This window comes from Nocardioides sp. Iso805N (genome assembly GCF_000364605.1).
Lineage (GTDB): Bacteria > Actinomycetota > Actinomycetes > Propionibacteriales > Nocardioidaceae > Nocardioides.
The window spans coordinates 263,097-283,263 of the sequence record NZ_KB822580.1 but is presented as its reverse complement, the minus strand read 5'-3'; the positions used below and the strand labels follow the sequence as shown (position 1 = coordinate 283,263).

Below are 20,167 nucleotides of genomic sequence, written 5' to 3'. Positions count from 1 at the left end.
GAGCGAGCCCCGAGCGCGGAGCGCGCGGCGATGCGAGTGAGCGAGCCCCGAGCGCGGAGCGCGCGGCGATGCGAGTGAGCGGGCGTCGTCCAAGCGAGGTACGAGCTTGGTGACGGGGTCCGCGAGCCCCGAGCCCCGAGCGCGGAGCGCGGTTACGGTCTCGTCGAGGTCAGGTGGGTGCGGTGCCCGAGTGAGACCCGCCGGTCGGCCCACATCCGCTGCGCGGCCCGCACCTCGGCGATCCGGTCCGGATCGACGTCGGCGACGGCGAGCCCCTCGGTGCCGGGCGCGACCCGGTCGAGGACCCGGCCTTCCGGATCGAGGACGGCGGATCCGCCGATGAAGCCGTACGGCGCCCCGAGCAGGCCGGCGAAGACCACGTAGACGCCGTTGTCGAGCGCCCGGGCCGCGTAGTGGAGGTCGCGACGGTGCTCGCCGCCGGGGAAGTAGGCACCGCTGTTGAGGTAGACATCGGCGCCTCTGGCGGCGGCCGCGTGCTCGGGGAAGTTGGCGTCGTAGCAGACCGAGAGCGCCAGCTCCTGCTCCCCGATCGACAGACTCGCGCCGCCGTCTCCCGGCGTGAAGAACGCCCGCTCGGAGGCGTACAGATGCTGCTTGGCGTACGCCGCGACAGCCCGCTCGCCGGGTCGCAGCACCACGCTGCTCAGCGTGCGGTGGGTCCCGTGGTCGAGCGGGGAGTTGAGCACCGCGATGACTCCCGTCGCCTCGACCGCGGCCTGGACCGGAGTCGCCCATGCCAGGTCCGCGGCGGGCACCCTGGCCGGGTCAGCGAAGACTTCCTCGTCGTACCCGGTGGTGAAGGCCTCGGGGAAGACGACCAGGTCGGCGCCGCGCCCCGCCGCTCGCTCGATCCAGCCGACCGCCGCGGTGAGGTTGCGCACCACCTGACCGGGCGTCGCCTCGGCCTGCACCGCCGCGACCCGCAGCATCAGTAGTCTCCGCTCATCACGTTGGCCAGCGGCTCCCCCGCGGCGAAGCGCTCGAGCTGCTGCCGAACCAGCCGGTAGGCACGCGGCCACATCGCGCTGCTGGCACCGCCGACGTGCGGGCTGATCAGCAGGCCGGGCGCGGACCACAACGGGTGGTCGGCCGGCAGCGGCTCGGGGTCGGCGACGTCGAGCGCCGCCCTGATCCGGCCTGCGTGGAGGGCCTCGACCAGCGCGGTCGTGTCGACCACCGCTCCGCGGGCGACGTTGACCAGCAGCGCTCCGGGCCTCATCCGTCCCAGGAAGTCGGCGTCCACCAGGCCGCGGGTCTCCTCGGTCAGCGGCACGATCAGCACGACCACGTCGGCATCGGGCAGCAGGTCGGGCAGCTCGCCGATGGCATGGACGCCGTCGCGCCCGGAGCGGGCGACCCTCACGACCTCGCACTCGAAGGGAAGGAGGCGGGATTCGATCGCGGCCCCGATGGCGCCGTACCCGATGATCAGGACGCGCTTGTCGGCCAGCGACTCGGTGAAGCCGTCCCGCCGCCACTCGGCGCGGTCCTGGCGACGCACGAAGGTCGGGATCTCGCGTAGCGAGGACAGGATCAGGGTCAGCGCCAGCTCGGCGGTCGAGGTGTCGTGGATGCCACGGCCGTTGCACAGCGTGACACCGTCAGGGATGCGGGCACGGATGTTATCGACCCCGGCCGACAGGGTCTGCACCACCTTGAGCGAGGCCATCGACCCGAGCACTTCGGCCACCGCAGGCCCCATGTTGTAGGGCGTGACGTAGAACTCCACCTCCCCCACCGACGCCGGCACCGCCTGGGTCGGATCGACCACCTCGTAGCGCAGACCCGACGGCACCTCGCCCAGCTCACTCGGGTCGAAGGGCAGCCACACCAGCGGATTCATCGGGTCCCCCTCAGTCGGTCGTGCCAGGCCACGGCGCTGGCATCGGTCAGCGAGGCGACCTGGTCCACCACGACCCGCAGTCGAGCATCGTCGTCGGACGCCTGCGCCCAGTCCTCGGCGTACTGCCGGTCCAGGGTCGTGCCCTCCCGGTCGAGCAGCGCGGCGACCAGCTCGGCCAACAGCTCGCGCTGGCGGGCCATCAGCGCGCGCCGGACGTCGGTCTGCATGACGTAGTGCGCCGCGATCCCCTTGAGCACCGCCATCTCGCGCAGGGTCTCCTCGGGCACGACCAGATCGGCCCGGTAGCGGGTGAACGGCCCCTCGGCCGCGTCGAAGGTGGCCTGCTGGACAGCGCCGCAGAAGCGGCCGATCAGGTCGCTGGTGAGGTTCTTCAACGCGGCCAGGCTGCGCCGCGTGCCGTCGTAGCCGCTGACCGGCCACGAGCCCACCGCAGTCAGCTCCTTGACCGTGGCTGCGACATCCGCATCGCTCAGGTCCGGCCGATAGGCCGCCCGTACGGCGACGCCCACGGCCGCCACGTCCAGCCTGGTCAGGTCGACCCGGTCCGCCACGACGCCGTCCTCCACGTCGTGCACCGAGTAGGCGACGTCGTCGGCCAGATCCATGATCTGGGCCTCCACGCAGCGCTGCTGGGCGGGCGCACCCGTGCGCAGCCAATCGAAGACCGACCGGTCATCGTCGTAGACGCCGAACTTGGGCCCGGGCCGCTCGCCCCGCGCCCACGGGTACTTGGTGCAGGCGTCCAGCGTCGCGCGCGTCAGGTTGAGGCCGACCGATTCGCCGGCCGCATCGAACGTCTTGGCCTCGAGCCGGGTCAGGATCCGCAGCGTCTGGGCGTTCCCCTCGAAGCCGCCCGCCCCCTCGGTCAGTACGGCGAGGATCTCCTCGCCGTTGTGTCCGAACGGCGGATGCCCCAGGTCGTGGGCCAAGGCCGCGGTCTCCGCCAGGTCGGCCAGCTCGGGCTGACCTCCGTTGAGCGCCCGCGAGACGTCCCGGGCGACCTGGGCGACCTCGAGGCTGTGGGTGAGCCGGTTGCGGACGAAGTCATCGGACTGTGGCCCCACCACCTGCGTCTTGGCGGCCAGGCGGCGCGACGAGGCGGCGTGCACCACCCGGGCACGGTCCCGCTCGAAGGCGGTGCGCTCGGGGGCGAGCACCCGCTTCGGCGGCTCGGGGACGAGGCGCTCGCGGGCGTGGTCGTCATAGAGAGCATCCATCGCGGATGACTCTAGAGCCCGTGGCCGACAGGCGGATCGTCGCGTGACGAGCGCGGCGCCAAGGCGGAGGAGCGACGGCGGCCTTCAAGCGGAGCGGGCCGTCGAGCGACGACAACGCCGGCGACGCTCCGTCACGCGACGATCAGTTGGTGCCGAGGTGGACGTGGTCCATATGGTTCGCGGTCGCCGAGCCACGATCGGCGAAGGTCCGCCAGCCCTCGGAGGCCCGCACGGGCGTCCAGATCCGGTGGTACCAGAGGATGTCGTAGAGATCGAGCTCGCTGGCGTGGGCCTGGGCCCAGGCGGCGATCCGGTCACCGAGCGCCTTGTCGCCGTAGACCATCGCGTCGATGGCGTTGCCGGTGTCGTGCTCGGAGCGCGCACCCCAGCCGAGGAACGAGGTGACCTCGGGGAACGCGTGGCACAGCGCCCGGTAGACCCGCACGGTCTGCGGCTTCAGGCCCTTCTCCACGCTGCCGTCGGGGCACGGTGCGTCCGAGAGCGCCCCGTCGGCCGGGTCCGGCTTGTCGCCGGAGAGATGTCCCGAGGTGACCCAGCGGGTCTCGCCGTCGACGACCACCTGCTGGCGGCCGCTACGGACGATCCCGGTGTACATCGCGCTGTCGCCCTCGGTGAGCTCGCCGTCGAGCGTGGCGGCGTCGCCGGCGCCGGTCCACAGGTTGAGGTCGACCTCGGCGTACATCCTGGTGCGGGACTGCGAACGGGAGGCGACGGCCGGGCGGGACGGCGTGGCACTCGCCGTGGCACTCGCGCTGGCACTCGCGCTGGCGCTCGCCGAAGGCGTGACCGGCGCCGCCGAGGCGCTGGCCGAAGCGCTCGACGCCACCCGCGAGAGGCTGTCGGAGGCGTCGGTCGCGACGAAGCTCGTGGCACCCTGGGTGGTCACACCCAGGGCGACGGCGCCCCCGGTCACGGCAAGCGCGATGGGTGCGGCGATGAGGGGAAGACGGGTCCGTCGCAGGCGCGACGGGCGGGCATCGGTGTCCCGCTTGTGGCGGCCAGTGGCCACAGCGCTGATCCTTTGCTGTTGCTGACAGAGGCACGCCGTTCCGACCCCGAGGCGGTTCGGCTTCGGTCGAGTAGAACATACGGCGCAAGGGGGCACCGAATCCCCCGGTGGGTTGCGAGACTCGCTACCGTGCGCACCTCGACCGCCGATCGGCGCGCTCGTCGCCGGCCCCGGCAGCCGCGGAAAAGCCCGGCTCAGCCGCCGGAGACGGTGTCCTCGGGGATCGCACAGCCGATCCCGTCGGTGTCGTCGAGCCACCCCTCGGGCATGACGACCTTGTGCCGCGGTGCGCCCTGGCGACCGCGCGGAGCGCCCAGCTCGGACGCCGGGAAGGGCTCGTTCGGGTCCAGCCTGTCGAGGAGCTCGTCCAGGTCCGCCAGCGTCTTGACCAGGCCGAGGTCGCGGCGGGTGTCGCCACCAGCGCCGAAGCCCTTGAGGTACCACGCGACGTGCTTGCGGATCTCCTTGCACCCGCGCTCCTCGCCCATGTGCTCGCAGAGCAGCTCGGCGTGCCGGCGCATCATCGCGGCCACCTCACCGAGGTTCGGCAGGGTCTCCACCGTCTCGCCGGCGAACGCCGAGGCGAGGTCGCGGAACAGCCAGGGGCGACCGAGGCAGCCGCGGCCGATGACGACGCCGTCCACGCCGGTCTGGTCCATCATCCGGAGCGCGTCAGCGGCCTCCCAGATGTCGCCGTTGCCGAGCACCGGGATCTCGGGGACCGCCGTCTTGAGCTCGGCGATGGCGTCCCAGTCCGCGACACCGGAGTAGGCCTGCGAGACCGTCCGCCCGTGCAGCGCGATCGCGGCGACACCGCTCTCGGCGGCGATCCGGCCGGCATCGAGGAAGGTGAGGCGCTCCTCGTCGATGCCCTTTCGGGTCTTCATCGTCACAGGTACGCCGAAGGGCTCGGCGGCCTTGACCGCGTGACGCAGGATCTCGCCCAGGAGGTTGCGCTTCCACGGCAGCACACCCCCGCCGCCCTTGCGGGTGACCTTGGGCACCGGGCAGCCGAAGTTGAGGTCGACGTGCGCCACGCCGTACTCGGCGCAGAGGATCTCGGTGGCCTTGCCGACGTAGACCGGGTCGGTGCCGTAGAGCTGGACGCTGCGCACCGTCTCCAGCTCATCGAAGACGAGCATGTCCTTGGTGTGCTGGTCGCCCTCCACCAGGCCGCGGGAGGTGATCATCTCGCAGACGTAGAGACCGGCGCCCTGCTCGGCGCACAGCCGCCGGAACGCCGCGTTGGTGACACCGGCCATCGGCGCGAGCACGACGGGGGTCGCGATCTCGAGGTTGCCGAGGCGCAGGGATGTCATGGAGCCATTGTCGGGGCGGGCCTGCGCCGTACCCAAACTCTCGGGATCTCCGATCGCTCAGTGCAGCGGCGAGCCCGACATGTGCACGTCCGGGCTGCCGCCCGCTGTCGGCGACGAGGTTGGCAGCCCGCTGGGGGCTCCGCTCGAGGGCGTGCCCGACGAGGCGCCCGCCTTGCCGAGTGGCGTCACCTCGCCCGACCAGGTGATCGGATCGAACGCCTCCGTCGGCCGGAAGCTGACCCCGTCGAGGCTGCCGGCATGCGGCACCAGGTAGACGAGGCAGACCTTCGCGCTGGCGCCGGCCGGGAACGGCGTCGGCAGGACGCTCGGGCCGCACGGCTTGAAGTCGGTTGCGAACGTGGACGCCTCCACCAGGGCACCCGTGGCCGCCGAGCCGTAGAGCGGGACGGGCTGGCCGGCCAGATCGCTCTGACCGGCGTTGCGGACGGTCGCGGTGACGAAGTAGGGCGCGTTCGCCTTGGTCGCGTCGTCCAGCTCCCAGCCCTTGAAGGACTTCGCGAACGTGGTGCTGTGCATGGCGGTGACGGTCAGGTCGAGCACGCCGACCAGCTGCTGGCTCGGCTGCCAGGCCACCGTCGCGCTCTGCCCGACCTGCAACGCCTTGCCCGGCGAGGTCAGGCTGACCCCGCTGGGCACTCCGGTCGGGTAGGAGCCGGCGGTGGTGGCGGTGCCGCTCGCCGAGGCCGCGCCGGACCCGGTCGCGCCGTCACCGTTGTCGTTCGAGGAGCCGCCGCAGGCGGTCAGCGTCGCACCGGCCAGGAGGAGTGCTCCCACGGCGAGGCCGAGGGAGCGACGGGGCGAGCGTCCGTGACGAGCCATGGCGGACATCATGCACCCCCGGCCCAGCGCCTCAGTCCAGGAACTTCTCGGCGAAGTAGGCGCCGATCCGGTCCAGCGAAACCCGCTCCTGGGCCATCGTGTCGCGCTCGCGCACGGTGACGGCGTGGTCCTCGAGGGTGTCGAAGTCGACGGTCACGCAGAACGGCGTGCCGATCTCGTCCTGACGGCGGTAGCGGCGGCCGATGGCTCCGGAGTCGTCGAAGTCGACGGTCCAGTTGCGGCGCAGCTCCGCCGCCAGGTCCTTCGCCTTCGGCGACAGGTCGGCGTTGCGGCTCAGCGGCAGCACCGCGACCTTGACCGGCGCGAGCCGCTTGTCCAGGCGCAGCACGACGCGCTTGTCCACGCCGCCCTTGGTGTTGGGCGCCTCGTCCTCGGTGTAGGCGTCGACGAGGAAGGTCATCAGGCTGCGCGAAAGGCCCGCCGCCGGCTCGATGACGTACGGCGTGTAGCGCTCGTTGCTGGCTTGGTCGAAGTAGGACAGGTCGACACCGGAGTGCTTCGAGTGCGTCGAGAGGTCGAAGTCGGTGCGGTTGGCGACGCCCTCGAGCTCGCCCCACTCCGAGCCGGCGAAGTTGAACCTGTACTCGATGTCGACGGTGCGCTTGGAGTAGTGGGACAGCTTCTCCTTGGCGTGCTCGTAGTGGCGCAGGTTCTCCGGACGGATGCCGAGGTCGTAGTACCAGGCGGTCCGGGTGTCGATCCAGTACTGGTGCCACTCCTCGTCCTCACCCGGCTTGACGAAGAACTCCATCTCCATCTGCTCGAACTCGCGGGTGCGGAAGATGAAGTTGCCCGGCGTGATCTCGTTGCGGAAGGACTTGCCGATCTGCGCGATGCCGAACGGAGGCTTCATCCGCTGCGAGGTCACCACGTTGGCGAAGTTGAGGAAGATGCCCTGGGCGGTCTCCGGCCGCAGGTAGTGCAGGCCGGACTCGTCCTCGACCACGCCGAGGTAGGTCTTGAGCAGGCCGGAGAACTGGCGCGGCTCGGTCCAGGCGCCACGGGTGCCGCAGTTGGGGCAGGCGATGTCGGCCGGGTTGACGGTGTCGGGGTCAGCGATCCCCTTCTTCTCCGCGTACGCCTCCTGCAGGTGATCGAAGCGGAACCGCTTGTGACAGCTCTGGCACTCGGTCAGCGGGTCGCTGAAGGTCGCGACGTGACCCGAGGCCTCCCACGTCTGCCGCGGCAGGATCACGCTGGAGTCGAGACCGACGACGTCCTCCCGCATCTGCACCATGGACTTCCACCACTGGCGCTTGATGTTCTCCTTGAGCTCCACGCCGAGCGGGCCGTAGTCCCACGCGCTGCGGGTGCCTCCGTAGATCTCACCGCACGGGTAGACGAAGCCCCGACGCTTGGCGAGGGAGACGACGTGGTCGACGGTGGATGCGGGCGGCTTTGCCACGGGAGGTCCTATCGATAGCGGTGCGTGCGCCACCGGCTGTGACGCGTCCCTACCCTATCCAGCCGCCGCCGCGGCCGCGCACCGCATTGTCGTTCGCATCGCCGGTACGCGATAACGATTACCAGTTACGCTGGTGGCATGGCCCGACCTCAGCGTGTGACCAAGCAGGGCGGAGCGGTTCGCGACGCGCTGCGCACCCTGGACGGCTTCCACAGCGCCCAGGACGTCTACGCGACCCTGCGCACCGGCGGCGACTCCGTCGGCCTGGCCACCGTCTACCGCCACCTGCAGAGCCTGGTCGAGACCGGCGAGGCAGACGTCATCCGTACGGCGAGCGGCGAGACCACCTACCGGCTGTGCGGCGAGTCGGCCGCCGAGGGCCCGGACCACCACCATCACCACCTGGTCTGCCGCCGCTGCGGCAAGGCTGTCGACGTCGAGGGCAAGGCCGTCGAGGCGTGGGCCGCGCAGGTGGCGAAGGATGCCGGGTACGTCGACGTCGACCACACCGTGGAGATCTTCGGCACCTGCGCGGAGTGCGCCGCCAAGTAGCCGACCTTGCAGAAATGGGCGCCGAGTCGGTACATGCGGCGTGCCCGCTCGGCCCCGTGCGCGACGGATGCGCCACATCTGCAAACACAGGCGCCATTTCTGCAGACTCGGCGGCTAGACCCTCCGCACCACGGCGGCCACGCGAGCCACGACGTAGAGGCCGAAGCTGATGAAGGTGATGAACACGCTCGCCTTCACCCCGGAGTCGACGAAGGCCAGCGAGAGCAGGAACCCACCGTCCGCGGCCAGCAGCGCGAAGAGCACCGAGAGGCCGGTCACCAATAACGGCGCCGCCGTCCAGCATCGTGCTGCCGCCGCCGGCGTGATCGCCAGGCTAAGCACCAGCAGGGTGCCGACGACCTGCGCCACCTCGGTGACGGTGACGGTGAGCATGAGCACGAAGAGGAGCCCCAGGATGCGGACCGGGACGCCGCGGGCCTCGGCGACCTCGGGGTCCACCGAGGAGAAGAACAGCGGCCGGTAGACCACCAGCACGAGCAGGCTCACCACGGCGGCAACCACGCCGAGCACGGCCAGGTCGCGACCCGTGACGGCGACGATCGAGCCGAAGAGGATGTTCGTCGCCTGGCTGGCGTACCCGTGGTAGAAGCTCAGCAGGAACACGCCGAGGCCCAGGCCGAAGGCGAGGATGACGCCGATCGCGGTGTTGCCGTCACCGCGTCTGCTGCCGAGCAGGGCGATGGCGATCGCGACGAGCACGGAGCCGAGCAGCGCACCGGTGAGCGCGTCGTCGAAGAGCAGGAGGCCCGCGACCGCCGTCGGGAACGCCAGCTCCGCGCTGCCGTGCACGGCGAAGGCCATGTCCCGGGCAGCGACGAACGGAGCGATCAGGCCGCTGACCAGCGCCACGAGGGTCGCCGCGATCAGGGCGTGCTGGGCGAACGGATAGTGCAGGTAGGTCCAGATGTCGTTCACTGCGCGTGCCACTCCCCCGCGTCGCTGTCATGGAAGTGGTCGTGGTCGTGGTGTGGCTCGGTCTCCGCGCCGAGGACCACGATCCGGTCACGCACGCGCAGTACGTCGACCCGGGTGCCGTAGAGGCTGGAGAGCCGGGCGCTGGTGAGCACCTCGTCGGGCTTGCCGACGGCGACGCGGCCGTCGACGAGGTAGATGACGCGGTTGACGTAGGGCAGCACCGGGTTGATCTCGTGGGTCACCATCAGCACCGCCGTACCGGCCTCGCGACGGCGCCTGTCGAGCAGCTCGACCACGCCGCGCTGGTGATTGAGGTCGAGGGAGAGCAGGGGCTCGTCGCACAGCAGCACCGACGGGTCGCCGACGAGCGCCTGGGCGATCCGCAGCCGCTGCTGCTCGCCGCCCGAGAGCCGACCGATGGGCCGGTCGGCGTAGGCCTTCGCCCCGACCGCCGTGATGGCCGCCTCCACCCGCGCCGCCCGGCCCGCTGCCCCTAGCGGACCGAAGCGGTGACCGTCGACACCGAGCGTGACGAGGTCACGACCGCGGGCACCGAGGTCGGTGTCGAAGCCCTTCTGCTGCGGCACGTAGCCCACCTCCGCACTACCGCGACGCGGCGCCTTGCCGGCGACCAGGGCATGCCCCTCACTCAGCGGGAGCAGACCGAGCAGCACCTTGAGCAGCGTCGACTTGCCGGCGCCGTTGGGCCCGAGGATGGCGACGAACTCCCCCGCCTCGATGTCGAGCGTCAGGTCCCGCCACAGGAGGCGGTCGCCACGGCGCAGGGCCGCGTGATCGAGCTGGATCGCCGGTCGTTGACTCATCGACTCGCCTTCTGGAGCGCCTCGAGCAGGGCCTTGGCCTGGGCGAGCTGCCAGTCCTGCAGGTGGTGGTAGGACGGCGGCATCGTCTCGGTCACCCCGACGATCGGTACGCCGGAATCGGTGGCCAGCCGCTTGATCTCGGTCGTCTGCGCATCGGTCACCTGCGCGTTGTAGAGCAGCACCTTGACCGTACCGTTCTTGATCGCGTCGTTGAACGCCACCGTGTCGTGCGGGCTGGGGTCGCTCCCGTCCTCGACCGACTGCGCGAAGCTGGCGGGGATCCCGAGGGTCAGGCCGGCTGCCTGGACGAGGTAGCCGGGGACGCGCTCGGTGTAGGCGATCGGGGTGCCGGCGTACTGGCTCCTGATCTGGCCGATGACGCCCAGCAGGGGCGCGAGGCTCTGCGTGAACGTCTTCGCGTTGGCCTCGAACTCGGCCTTGTTGGCCGGGTCGAGCTCGCCCAGCTCGGTCGCGACGGCCTCGGCGACCTCGGGCAGCCACGGCGCGTCGTACCACAGGTGCGGGTTGGCGTCGGCGCCCGTGACGCCGAGAACGTCGGCCACCGTCAGCACCTTCGGGTGCGCGCCGGATGCTGAGACCAGCTTGGTCAGGAAGTCGTCGTAGCCGAGGCCGTTGCGCACCACCAGCCGCGCGGTGGCGATCGCGATGGCGTTGCGGTCCGAGGACTCGTACTCGTGCGGGTCGTCGTCGGGGTTGCTGATGATCGAGGTGACCTTGACGTGCGAGCCACCGACCTGGCTGACCACGTCGCCCCAGAAGTTCTCGCCGGCAACGACCTCGACGACGTCCTTGCTGCTCGTCGGCCCCGAGCCGCACGCCGTGAGACCGGCGAGGGAGATCAGGGCGACGGAGAGGACGGCGACGAGGCGAAGCGGCTGCACACTCCAATAATGAGAATGATTCTCACTTCTGTCAAACAGGAGGCGCGTCGTTGGGCAGGGCCCCGCCGTACCGTCGATCGCGGCGGGCGTAGGTCTCGCAGGCCGCCCAGAGATGGCGCCTGTCCACGTCGGGCCAGAGCACATCGGTGAAGACGAGCTCGCTGTAGGCCGCCTGCCAGAGCATGAAGTTGGAGAGCCGCTGCTCACCGCTGGTGCGCCAGATCAGGTCAGCCTCGGCCAGCTCGGGTACGTAGAGATAGCGGGCGAAGACCTTCTCATCGACCTTGTCCGCCTTGAGGCGACCGGCCGCGACGTCGGCGGCGATGCGTCGGGTGGCATCGATCAACTCAGAGCGCCCGCCGTAGTTGACGCACATCGTCAGCGTGCACACGTCGTTATTCTTGGTCATCTCCTCGGCGACCTGCAGCTCCTTGATCACCGACCGCCACAACCGCGGTGCGCGGCCCGCCCATCGCACCCGCACGCCCAGCTCGTTCATCTCGTCGCGCCGTCGCCGGATCACGTCGCGGTTGAAGCCCATCAGGAACCTCACCTCGTCGGGGCTGCGCGACCAGTTCTCGGTGGAGAACGCATAGGCGCTGATCGCCTTCACGCCGAGCTCGATCGCGCCCTCGACCACGTCGAAGAGACTCGACTCACCCGCTTCGTGACCGCGGGTGCGCGGCAGCCCGCGCTCCTTGGCCCAGCGGCCGTTGCCGTCCATGATCACCGCGACGTGCCGCGGGACCAGGTCCCGCGGGATCGGGGGCGGGGTGGCGCCGGAGGGATGCGGGGTCGGCTGGCGGTGACTCACAGCGACCTAGCGTTCCACATACTCCAGCGAACGCAGGCCCCGCTCCAGGTGCCAGGCCAGATAGGCGGCCACCAGGCCGCTGGCCTCGCGCCGGTGCCGCTCGTCGCTGGCGGCCACGACCTCCCAGTCACCGGACAGCAGCGCGCCGAGCAGGCTGAGCGTCTCCGCAGCGGGTGAGGCCGAGCCGGGCACTCGGCAGGTGGTGCACACGGCGCCACCCATCGACGGGCTGAACCAGCGGTGCGGACCCTCCACGCCGCAGCGGGCACAGTGCTCGAAGGAGGGTGCGTAGCCGGCGACGGCGAGCGAGCGCAGCAGGTAGGAGTCCAGCACCTGGCCGGGGAGCCTGCCGTCGCCTGCCGCCAGGGCGCGCAGCGCCCCGACCAGCAGCAGGTACTGCTGCACCGACGGCTCCCGCTCCTCGGTGGCCAGGCGCTCCGCGGTCTCCAGCATCACCGTGCCGGCGGTGTAGCGGTCGTAGTCGAGCCCGATGCCGGCATGGAAGAGATCGACCGTCTCGGCCTGGGTGATCGTGTCGAGGTTGCGGCCCTCGGCGATCTGCAGGTCGACATGGGTGAACGGCTCCAGTCGCGAGCCGAACTTCGACGTCGTACGCCGAACGCCCTTGGCGACCGCACGCACGCGACCGTGCTGACGGGTCAGCAGGGTGATGATGCGGTCGGCCTCACCCAGCTTGTGGGTGCGCAACACGATCGCATCGTCGCGGTAGAGGGGCACGTCTCCTATTGTGCGGCCATGACAGCCGCACGGCCGAGTGCCACCCCGGTCTCCGCCAACGCACCGGAGTACCGCCGCCCTGCGAGCCCGATCGACTGGGCGCTGGTGATCGTCTCGTGGATCTCGCTCGCCACCGGCATCCTGCTGCTGGCGTGGCGTCCCTCCTGGCTCCGCTACACCGACGCGATCATCTGCGCACTGTTCCTCCTGGCCATCTCCTGGCGGTGGCTGCGCTTCCGGATCGGCTGGCGCTACCTGCGCAGGCACTGGTGGGAGGCGATCGCCCTGGTGCCGCTGCTGGTCGGCGCGCCGCTGTGGTTCGGCATCCTGATCGCCCTGGCCAGGTTCGCCCGCGCCGCCGACCGCACCGACAACGTCTTCGGCGACCGGATCACGGTGCAGACGATCAACCACTTCTCCGGGCCGATCATCGACACCATCAAGCGACCGATCACCGTGGCGGTCCTCGACGAGGTCATCGACGTCCTTCAGGAGGGCACCTACGCGGCCAACGTCAAGGCGGCCCTCGACGAGAACAGGGACGAGCTCGAGGCCATGGTGCTCGACCTCGTCCGCAACGACCCGACCACCGGCAAGCTGCGCTATGTCCCGTTCCACGACGAGATCGTGCAGATGATCGCCAACACCGTGCTCCGCATCGTCGACGGCGCCTTGGACGACCCGCGCACGACCGAGCTGATCCGCGACGTGATCCGCAACTCTGCCACCCAGCTGCGGCAAGCGGTTCGCTCGAAAGACTGAGAGCCGCCACCCTCAGGTCACCCGGTCCGTGTTCGATCTAGAGCACCATGGACCTCCGGCGTACGACGATCCGCACCGCCGTGCTCACGGCGTTCCTCGCCGTCATCCCGCTCACCGCGGCCGCCGAGCCCGCACCCGTCGACGACAGCGTGCCGCCTCCTCCGCCCGCCGTCGCGCCGGCACAGCCCGCAACCATCCAGCGCCAGGTGCGGGAGTTCTTCTGGATGAACGCGCTGCGCTCCAACCACGACCGGCGGGCGCGTGCCACCGCCGACTCCCGGATGCGGACGAACATCGCGCACCTGCGCCGCGCCCACGTCGACCTCGGCGTGCTCGCCGAGACGGCACCCGACCAGCGCCGCGACTTCCGCCACCTCGGTGGCAGTACCTGGGCGCTGGTTGACGGCGGCAACACCATCGACAACGTGGTCTTCTACCGGCGTACGGCGTTCCGCCTCCTCGACCAGGAGTCACTCACCATCCGCTACGTGCACGGCCAGCGCATCCGCCTGCCCATCCCGGTCCTGGCCGATCGGACCACCGGTGCCATCGTCGCCGTCATCCCGGTGCACAACCCTCGACTCACGGTCGGGCCCTGGCGCCGGATCTCGCTGGGTCTCGAGGTCGCCCGGGTCAAGCGGCTGCGCCGCGAGCACCCGGACTGGCAGGTCGTCGTCGCCGGCGACTTCAACGCCGAGTGGACCCCGGCCTGTGCCTTCACCCATGCCGGGATGACCAGCCTGGTGGCGACGCAGCAGCAGTGCCACCGCATCCTGCCGATCGACCAGATGTATGCCACCCCCGGGCTGCGGCCGCACGGCTACCGGGTCGTGCACACCACCGCGACCGACCACCACCGCGAGTATCACGCCAAGCTGGTCCTCGCCGATTCGTGACTTTCGCAGCAATGAGTCCGGGATCGTGCAGGCATTCCTACCTGCACGATCCCGGACTGAAGCCTGCGAAATCCCCGACTCAGCCGGCGCGGTTGACGGCGCTGATAACAGCCTTGAGCGAGGCGGTGACGATGTTGGCGTCGATGCCGACGCCCCAGTAGATGGCGCCGTCGATCGAGCATTCCACGTAGGCGGCCGCGACCGCGTCGCCGCCCGAGGAGAGCGCGTGCTCGGCATAGTCGAGGACGCGGATGTCCCAGTCGTCCCGGACGCTGTTGAGCGCGTCCACGAACGCCGCGATCGGGCCGTTGCCCGAGCCCTCGAGCGTGCGCAGCTGGTCCTCGACGTAGACGTTGACCGTCAGCGCGTCCTTCTCTCCGGCCGCGGAGGAGGTGTGCACCGAGTTGAGCTTGAGCGGGGCGTCCTTCTCGAGGTACTCGGCGCGGAAGATGTCCCAGATCTTGTCCGAGCTGACCTCGCCGCCCTCGGCGTCGGTGTGCTGCTGGATGACCCGGCTGAACTCGATCTGCGCGCGACGCGGCAGCTCCAGCTTGTGCTCGGCCTTCAGCACGTAGGCCACGCCGCCCTTGCCGGACTGGCTGTTGACCCGGATGACCGCCTCGTAGGTGCGGCCCACGTCCTTCGGGTCGATCGGCAGGTACGGCGCCTCCCACGGGATCTCGCCCACCGGCTTGCCCTGCTCCCCGGCGATCCGGTCGAGGTCCTCCAGGCCCTTCTTGATGGCGTCCTGGTGGGAGCCGGAGAACGCCGTGTAGACCAGGTCGCCCGCGTAGGGGTGGCGCGGGTGGACCGGCAGGTTGGTGGCGTACTCGACCGAGCGACGGATCTCGTCGATGTCGGAGAAGTCGATCTGCGGGTCGATGCCCTGGCTGAACAGGTTCATCCCGAGGGTGACCAGGTCCACGTTGCCGGTGCGCTCGCCGTGCCCGAACAGACAGCCCTCGACCCGGTCGGCGCCGGCCATCAGGCCCAGCTCGGTCGCGGCGACAGCGGTGCCGCGGTCGTTGTGGGGGTGGAGCGAGATCGCCGAGACGTCGCGACGGGTGAGACCGCGGGAGAAGTACTCGATCTGGTCGGCGTAGGTGTTGGGCGTCGACATCTCGACGGTCGCCGGCAGGTTGAGGATGATCTCGCGGCCGGGCTCCGGCTGCCACACGTCCGAGACCCGCTCGCAGACCTCGAGCGCGTAGTCGGTGTCGGTCTGGGTGAAGATCTCCGGGCTGTACTGATAGCCGAAGTCCCCGGTGCCGACGATGTCGCCGACGTACTTCTCGGCGTACTTCATCACGAGCTCGGTGCCGCGCGTGGCGATCCCGATGCACTCGGCGGCGCTGACGCCGAAGACGACCCGGCGGAAGAGCTCGGCGGTCGCGTTGTAGAGGTGGATGCTCGCGCGCGGCGCACCCGCCAGCGACTCGGCGGTGCGCTCGATCAGGTCCTCGCGGGCCTGGGTCAGCACCGAGATCTGGACGTCATCGGGGATGCGGTCCTCCTCGATGAGCTTGCGCACGAAGTCGAAGTCGGTCTGGCTGGCGCTCGGGAAGCCGACCTCGATCTCCTTGTAGCCCATCTTGACCAGCAGCTCGAACATGGTCAGCTTGCGGGCCGGCGTCATCGGGTCGATCAGCGCCTGGTTGCCGTCGCGCAGATCGGTGGAGAGCCAACGCGGGGCGTGGGTGATCTTCTTGGTCGGCCAGGTCCGGTCAGGTACGTCGACGGGCACGAACGCGGTGTAGCGGCCGAACGGCATCGGCGACGACTTCTGGAAGTTGTGGGCGTTGCTCAGGTTGGTCATGGTCTCTCGCTCAGCTGGAATCGGGTGCCGGCGCACGCACGAACCTCCGCGGCGAGGGGTCCGGCTCTCAGACCTCGCCGCGGCAGCTAAGAAGAAGCAGCGCGCTCATCATGACGAAACCTACGTTACCCCACAGATCGTGGTCACATCGGCCGATGCCCCGCATCGTGAACTTCTTCGCGCGTGCGTCGAGCCGGCTCCGTGCCCGCAGCAACGCCCCCGTCGCCCTGATCGACCACGTCCCCGAGGAGGAGGCCGACGCCGGCGCTGAGGCTGGAGGGTTCACCGAGGGTGCTGGAGGGACGAGCGCCGTGGACGGCGCCGCCGAGCCGATCGAGGAGCCTGCCGAGGACCCCTACGAGATCGTCGAGGTCGATCTCGCCGCGCTCACCCCCGACCTGGCGAACCGGCTGGCGATGCTGGACCGGGCCGAGCTGATCGCAGCCGGCCGCGACGTCGCCGCGGTCTCCGGACCGGCCCTGCTCACCAAGCTCCGCACGCTCAGCAGCGGGCTGTGGGTCGCCGGGCCGCGTGGTCGTGCCCTCGCTCGCCCCGTCGGCTGGGTCACCCTCACCGGCGGTTCGGGCGAGGAACCGACACCCGAGTCGGGCGCAGATGCCCCCGCCGACGCCGAGGACCCCGAGTACGCCGAGGACGCGGCGGCCGCCGGGGACGGCGTGGACGGGGCGACCCTCGAGCCTGGCGACGTCGTCGCCGTGGTGCACGGATCGGTGGCGACCGAGCAGCGGGCCACCGGCCTCGGTCGCGAACTGCTCTCCCTGGCCATCGCCAGGGCGGCGGAGCGCGGACACCGTGTCGTCGCGGCGACGGTCTGGGAGGCGTCCGAGGCCGAGGAGTTCTTGTGGCGACGCGGGTTCGGTGAGCGCGCCGCCCCCAGCACCGTACGTCGCATCGAGCTGGGCGCGACCGCCCAGCGACGACGTCGCATCACCGAGGACGCGCTCTCCTACGGCGCCTCCTACCAACTGCTGCGCGAGAGCGAGGACGTCGAGGGGACGACCGTCTTCCGGATCCGCGCGCGCCATCTGATCAACGGCGCGCCAGCGGGTACCGCCCAGCTCTCCGTCGCCGATGCCGCGCCGGAGCACGCCGTGAACGGCGACGTACTCGTCGAGCCGGCGCACCGAGGCAACCGGCTCGGCCTGCTGATGCTCAGCGACCTGCTGAGCTGGATCGAGGTCGACCGTCCGCGCGTACGGGTCGCCCAGTCCTCGGTCCCGGTCAGCGCCACCCACGTGGTCGGCATCCTCGATCGGCTGGGCAGCCGGATCGCGGGCGTACAGGTGGAGCTGCGTCGCCGGCTGCACTGACCCGACGCCGGGGCTGACCGAGCGCCCGACCCAGGACCCTGGGATCGCGGTGCCCGCTCTGCCACACTGGCCGCATGGGACGACACCTCGCGGACCTGACCGAAGACGAGTGCTGGGGACGGCTGCAGAGCCGCGACCTGGCTCGGATCGCCTGGAACACCAGCACCGGGCCCGAGCTCCTGCCGGTCAACTACGTGACCTACGACGGCGCCCTGTGGATGCGCACGACCGCGCACTCCTCGATCGCCGAGCAGACCGACGAGAGCCAGGTCGCTATCGAGATCGACGATCTCGACCCCGGCACGCACGTGGGCTGGAGCGTCGTCGTCCACGGCCGCGCCACGGCGTTCTACCACGACGAGGACGTCCCCGCCGAGGTGAAGGCGCTGCGTTCCTGGGCCGCCGGCGTACGGCCCCTGTGGCTGCAGATCAAGGCCGACGTCATCACCGGCAAGAGTCTGTCGGAGGACTGAGCGGGTGGCGCGCCTGCTCGTCGTGCATCACTCCCCCACACCGACGACGCAGGCGCTCGCCGAAGCTGTCGTCGCCGGCGCCCGCGACGACGCCATCTCCGGCGTCGAGGTGGTGGTCCGCCCCGCCCTGGAGGCGAGCGCGGAGGACGTCCTGACTGCGGACGGCTACCTGCTCGGCACGTCGGCCAACTTCGGATACATGTCCGGCGCCCTCAAGCACTTCTTCGACACCATCTTCCTCCAGGCTGGCGGCGCGCTCAGCGACGACGGCAGCGCCCGAGAGGCCAGCGGCGGGCGCAAGCCCTACGGCCTGTGGGTACATGGTCGCTACGACACCACCGGGGCGGTCCGGTCCGTGCAGAGCATCGTCCAGGCGCTGGCATGGAAACAGGCCGCGCCGGTGTTGGAGATCCTCGGAGACCTCGACGACACCCACCGCGAGGCCGCCTACGAGCTCGGTGGCACCCTGTCCGCCCTGCTCTGCGACTGACCACGACCACCCTTCGAAGGAGCAGCGTGATGACCACCACTCCCATCGCCGCAAGCGGCACATTCACCATCGGCGACCTCACCGTCCACCGGCTCGGATTCGGCTCGATGCAGCTCACCGGTCCAGGTGTCTGGGGCGACCCCAAGGATCCCGACGAGGCGGTGCGGGTGCTGCGGCGGGCCGTCGAGCTCGGGGTGAACTTCATCGACACCGCTGACTCCTACGGCCCGGTGGTCGCCGAGCAGTTGATCAAGAAGGCGCTCGCGCCGTACGCCGACGACATCGTGATCGCGACCAAGGCCGGCCTCACCCGGCAGGGCCCCAACATCTGGACGCCCGTCGGCCGCCCCGCCTACCTGCGCCAGCAGGCCGAGCTCTCGCTGCGCAACCTCGGTCTCGAGCAGATCGGCCTCTTCCAGCTGCACCGGATCGACCCCGAGGTCCCGCTCGAGGACCAGGTCGGCGAGCTGGCCAAGCTGCAGGAGGAGGGCAAGATCCGCCACATCGGCCTCTCCGAGGTCTCCGTCGAGGAGGTCGAGACCGCCTCGAAGGTCGCCACCATCGCGACGGTGCAGAACCTCTACAACCTTGCCAACCGCTCGGCGGAGAGTCTGCTCGACCACGCGGAGGAGAACGGGATCGGCTTCATCCCGTGGTTCCCGCTGGCCACCGGCGAGCTGTCCAAGGAAGGCAGCCCGCTCACCGAGATCGCCGCGGACAAGGGCGCCACGCCGTCCCAGCTCGCGCTGGCCTGGCTGCTGCGCCGCTCGCCGGTGATGCTGCCGATCCCCGGCACGTCCAGCGTCGCCCACCTCGAGGACAACCTGGCCGCCGCCGAGGTGAAGCTCACCGACGAGGAGTTCGCCGCGCTCGAGGCAGCGGTCTGATCCGGTAGCCCGTGCGACCCCGCCCGCCACGACACCCCGCCTCCGTGCGGGGGTCGTGTGCCGGGTGGGGTATCGGCTAGGTTCGAAGGGAACTGCACGACCACCGCCTACTCGGGATGGAGGCTGGACATGGCAGCACCGTTGACAGATGGCCGCAGATCGGACGAGGAAGCACCCCTACGGCTCGACGGCGACCGCGGCATCACGCGCGCCGAGCGGGCGAGCAGCACCGACGCACTGCTCCAGGGCGTGCAGACCGCCGTGACCGATGACGAGCGCCAGCGGCTGCTCGACCAGATCATCCTGATCAACCGCGGCGTGGCCGAGGCGGTCGCCTCGCGCTATCGCCGCCGCGGCGTCCCGATGGAGGACCTGCAGCAGGCCGCCTACGAAGGCCTGGTCAAGGCGGTCTACCGGTTCGACCCGACGATGGGCAAGGACCTGCTGACCTACGCGGTGCCCACCATTCGCGGTGAGCTGCAGCGCCACTTCCGCGACCACAGCTGGACGGTGCGCCCGCCGCGCCGCGTCCAGGAGCTGCAGTGGCGGGTCAACCGCTGCATCGAGGACCTCACCCAGGAGCTGGGCCACGAGCCGAGCGACGGTCAGATCCGGGACACGATGCACATCTCCCCGGCCGAGTACGACGAGGCCATCGTCGCCTTCGGCTGTTTCACCCCGACGTCGCTCGACCAGCCGGTCTCCCATGACGGGGCCGCTACTGTGGGCGACCTGCTCCCCGACGAGGCCGCCGACGTACGCGACCTCGATGCCGCCGAGGCGCGCACCGCGCTCGCTCCTGTGATCAAGGAGTTGCCCGAGCGCGACAAGCGGATCATCTACCTGCGCTTCTTCGAGGACCAGACCCAGGAGGAGATCGGCGCGGAGCTCGGCGTGACCCAGATGCAGGTCTCCCGGCTCCTCAGTCGCATCCTGCGCGACCTGCGCAGCGCACTCGGCGCCGCAGCCGCCTGAGCGGTCCTCGACCTCGCCCTTTTCCGGGCTCTTCGCCCGACCATTAGCCTTGGG

At 70.4% G+C, this 20,167-nt stretch carries 21 protein-coding genes; 8 read left to right on the top strand and 13 right to left on the bottom strand.

Annotated elements, in window-relative coordinates; translation table 11 throughout:
- Positions 1-152: 152 nt before the first annotated feature.
- From H036_RS0115205 to H036_RS0115175, 7 genes are all read right to left on the bottom strand, one after another.
- On the bottom strand, positions 153-950 hold the full coding sequence (locus tag H036_RS0115205; protein WP_017935659.1) for a carbon-nitrogen hydrolase family protein: 798 nt from the start codon (positions 948-950) through the stop codon (positions 153-155).
- On the bottom strand, positions 950-1,864 hold the full coding sequence (locus H036_RS0115200; RefSeq protein ID WP_017935658.1) for a 2-hydroxyacid dehydrogenase: 915 nt from the start codon (positions 1,862-1,864) through the stop codon (positions 950-952). Before H036_RS0115200 ends, H036_RS0115205 begins: the two co-directional genes overlap by 1 nt.
- Entirely contained in the window at positions 1,861-3,102 is a 1,242-nt protein-coding gene (locus tag H036_RS0115195; protein WP_017935657.1) for a deoxyguanosinetriphosphate triphosphohydrolase, read from the bottom strand. Before H036_RS0115195 ends, H036_RS0115200 begins: the two co-directional genes overlap by 4 nt.
- Before the next feature lie 142 nt (positions 3,103-3,244).
- Positions 3,245-4,132, bottom strand: coding sequence for a hypothetical protein (locus H036_RS24955; RefSeq protein WP_017935656.1), 888 nt, complete (start codon positions 4,130-4,132; stop codon positions 3,245-3,247).
- Positions 4,133-4,326: 194 nt separating this feature from the next.
- The gene (gene dusB / locus H036_RS0115185) at positions 4,327-5,451 is read right to left on the bottom strand and encodes a tRNA dihydrouridine synthase DusB (protein WP_017935655.1); all 1,125 of its coding nucleotides are present in this window, start codon (positions 5,449-5,451) and stop codon (positions 4,327-4,329) included.
- Between the two features lie 57 nt (positions 5,452-5,508).
- Positions 5,509-6,291, bottom strand: coding sequence for a hypothetical protein (locus H036_RS0115180; protein WP_017935654.1), 783 nt, complete (start codon positions 6,289-6,291; stop codon positions 5,509-5,511).
- 31 nt (positions 6,292-6,322) lie between these two features.
- Positions 6,323-7,717, bottom strand: coding sequence for a glycine--tRNA ligase (locus tag H036_RS0115175; protein WP_017935653.1), 1,395 nt, complete (start codon positions 7,715-7,717; stop codon positions 6,323-6,325).
- 138 nt (positions 7,718-7,855) lie between these two features.
- Here H036_RS0115175 and H036_RS0115170 point away from each other — a divergent pair, with 138 nt between their 5' ends.
- On the top strand, positions 7,856-8,269 hold the full coding sequence (locus H036_RS0115170; protein WP_017935652.1) for a Fur family transcriptional regulator: 414 nt from the start codon (positions 7,856-7,858) through the stop codon (positions 8,267-8,269).
- Positions 8,270-8,383: 114 nt separating this feature from the next.
- Here the strand turns inward: H036_RS0115170 and H036_RS0115165 are convergent, their stop codons facing one another.
- The 5 genes from H036_RS0115165 to recO are packed head-to-tail and all read right to left on the bottom strand — an operon-like array spanning position 8,384 to position 12,483.
- Entirely contained in the window at positions 8,384-9,217 is an 834-nt protein-coding gene (locus tag H036_RS0115165) for a metal ABC transporter permease (RefSeq protein ID WP_036488570.1), read from the bottom strand.
- Positions 9,202-10,029 (bottom strand): metal ABC transporter ATP-binding protein, encoded by an 828-nt coding sequence (locus tag H036_RS23045; protein WP_017935650.1) that lies wholly within the window; start codon positions 10,027-10,029, stop codon positions 9,202-9,204. Before H036_RS23045 ends, H036_RS0115165 begins: the two co-directional genes overlap by 16 nt.
- On the bottom strand, positions 10,026-10,931 hold the full coding sequence (locus tag H036_RS0115155) for a metal ABC transporter solute-binding protein, Zn/Mn family (RefSeq protein WP_017935649.1): 906 nt from the start codon (positions 10,929-10,931) through the stop codon (positions 10,026-10,028). Before H036_RS0115155 ends, H036_RS23045 begins: the two co-directional genes overlap by 4 nt.
- A 31-nt stretch (positions 10,932-10,962) precedes the next feature.
- A complete protein-coding gene (locus H036_RS0115150) occupies positions 10,963-11,745 on the bottom strand; it encodes an isoprenyl transferase (protein WP_017935648.1) in 783 nt (260 codons plus the stop codon).
- 6 nt (positions 11,746-11,751) lie between these two features.
- Complete coding sequence (recO, locus tag H036_RS0115145; RefSeq protein ID WP_017935647.1) at positions 11,752-12,483, bottom strand: DNA repair protein RecO; 732 nt, start codon at positions 12,481-12,483, stop codon at positions 11,752-11,754.
- Positions 12,484-12,501: 18 nt separating this feature from the next.
- Between recO and H036_RS23040 the strand changes: the two genes are divergently transcribed.
- Together H036_RS23040 and H036_RS0115135 are read left to right on the top strand one after the other, a co-directional pair.
- Positions 12,502-13,245 (top strand): hypothetical protein, encoded by a 744-nt coding sequence (locus H036_RS23040; protein ID WP_017935646.1) that lies wholly within the window; start codon positions 12,502-12,504, stop codon positions 13,243-13,245.
- A gap of 47 nt (positions 13,246-13,292) precedes the next feature.
- Positions 13,293-14,141, top strand: a complete 849-nt coding sequence (locus H036_RS0115135) for an endonuclease/exonuclease/phosphatase family protein (RefSeq protein ID WP_017935645.1) — start codon at positions 13,293-13,295, stop codon at positions 14,139-14,141.
- 79 nt (positions 14,142-14,220) lie between these two features.
- Here H036_RS0115135 and leuA read toward each other — a convergent pair whose 3' ends face one another.
- Positions 14,221-15,957, bottom strand: a complete 1,737-nt coding sequence (gene leuA / locus H036_RS0115130) for a 2-isopropylmalate synthase (protein ID WP_017935644.1) — start codon at positions 15,955-15,957, stop codon at positions 14,221-14,223.
- A 155-nt stretch (positions 15,958-16,112) separates the two neighbouring features.
- Here leuA and H036_RS0115125 point away from each other — a divergent pair, with 155 nt between their 5' ends.
- The 5 genes from H036_RS0115125 to H036_RS0115105 all read left to right on the top strand — a co-directional run bounded on the left by H036_RS0115125 (position 16,113) and on the right by H036_RS0115105 (position 20,113).
- Positions 16,113-17,288, top strand: coding sequence for a GNAT family N-acetyltransferase (locus H036_RS0115125; protein ID WP_017935643.1), 1,176 nt, complete (start codon positions 16,113-16,115; stop codon positions 17,286-17,288).
- A gap of 74 nt (positions 17,289-17,362) precedes the next feature.
- Positions 17,363-17,761, top strand: a complete 399-nt coding sequence (locus tag H036_RS0115120) for a pyridoxamine 5'-phosphate oxidase family protein (protein ID WP_017935642.1) — start codon at positions 17,363-17,365, stop codon at positions 17,759-17,761.
- 4 nt (positions 17,762-17,765) lie between these two features.
- The gene (locus tag H036_RS0115115) at positions 17,766-18,251 is read left to right on the top strand and encodes a flavodoxin family protein (protein ID WP_017935641.1); all 486 of its coding nucleotides are present in this window, start codon (positions 17,766-17,768) and stop codon (positions 18,249-18,251) included.
- Positions 18,252-18,280: 29 nt separating this feature from the next.
- Positions 18,281-19,138, top strand: coding sequence for an aldo/keto reductase (locus H036_RS0115110; RefSeq protein ID WP_017935640.1), 858 nt, complete (start codon positions 18,281-18,283; stop codon positions 19,136-19,138).
- Between the two features lie 129 nt (positions 19,139-19,267).
- Positions 19,268-20,113, top strand: coding sequence for a sigma-70 family RNA polymerase sigma factor (locus tag H036_RS0115105; RefSeq protein WP_017935639.1), 846 nt, complete (start codon positions 19,268-19,270; stop codon positions 20,111-20,113).
- The last annotated feature ends 54 nt before the right edge of the window (positions 20,114-20,167 follow it).

Excerpts from the sequence above, each read along its gene's own strand:
- H036_RS0115205 (WP_017935659.1), bottom strand. The coding sequence starts at position 950 with ATGCTGCGGGTCGCGGCGGTGCAGGCCGAGGCGACGCCCGGTCAGGTG.
- H036_RS0115200 (WP_017935658.1), bottom strand. The coding sequence starts at position 1,864 with ATGAATCCGCTGGTGTGGCTGCCCTTCGACCCGAGTGAGCTGGGCGAG.
- H036_RS0115195 (WP_017935657.1), bottom strand. The coding sequence starts at position 3,102 with ATGGATGCTCTCTATGACGACCACGCCCGCGAGCGCCTCGTCCCCGAG.
- dusB (WP_017935655.1), bottom strand. The coding sequence starts at position 5,451 with ATGACATCCCTGCGCCTCGGCAACCTCGAGATCGCGACCCCCGTCGTG.
- H036_RS0115180 (WP_017935654.1), bottom strand. The coding sequence starts at position 6,291 with ATGGCTCGTCACGGACGCTCGCCCCGTCGCTCCCTCGGCCTCGCCGTG.
- H036_RS0115170 (WP_017935652.1), top strand. The coding sequence starts at position 7,856 with ATGGCCCGACCTCAGCGTGTGACCAAGCAGGGCGGAGCGGTTCGCGAC.
- H036_RS23045 (WP_017935650.1), bottom strand. The coding sequence starts at position 10,029 with ATGAGTCAACGACCGGCGATCCAGCTCGATCACGCGGCCCTGCGCCGT.
- H036_RS23040 (WP_017935646.1), top strand. The coding sequence starts at position 12,502 with ATGACAGCCGCACGGCCGAGTGCCACCCCGGTCTCCGCCAACGCACCG.
- H036_RS0115135 (WP_017935645.1), top strand. The coding sequence starts at position 13,293 with ATGGACCTCCGGCGTACGACGATCCGCACCGCCGTGCTCACGGCGTTC.
- leuA (WP_017935644.1), bottom strand. The coding sequence starts at position 15,957 with ATGACCAACCTGAGCAACGCCCACAACTTCCAGAAGTCGTCGCCGATG.
- H036_RS0115125 (WP_017935643.1), top strand. The coding sequence starts at position 16,113 with ATGCCCCGCATCGTGAACTTCTTCGCGCGTGCGTCGAGCCGGCTCCGT.
- H036_RS0115120 (WP_017935642.1), top strand. The coding sequence starts at position 17,363 with ATGGGACGACACCTCGCGGACCTGACCGAAGACGAGTGCTGGGGACGG.
- H036_RS0115110 (WP_017935640.1), top strand. The coding sequence starts at position 18,281 with ATGACCACCACTCCCATCGCCGCAAGCGGCACATTCACCATCGGCGAC.
- H036_RS0115105 (WP_017935639.1), top strand. The coding sequence starts at position 19,268 with ATGGCAGCACCGTTGACAGATGGCCGCAGATCGGACGAGGAAGCACCC.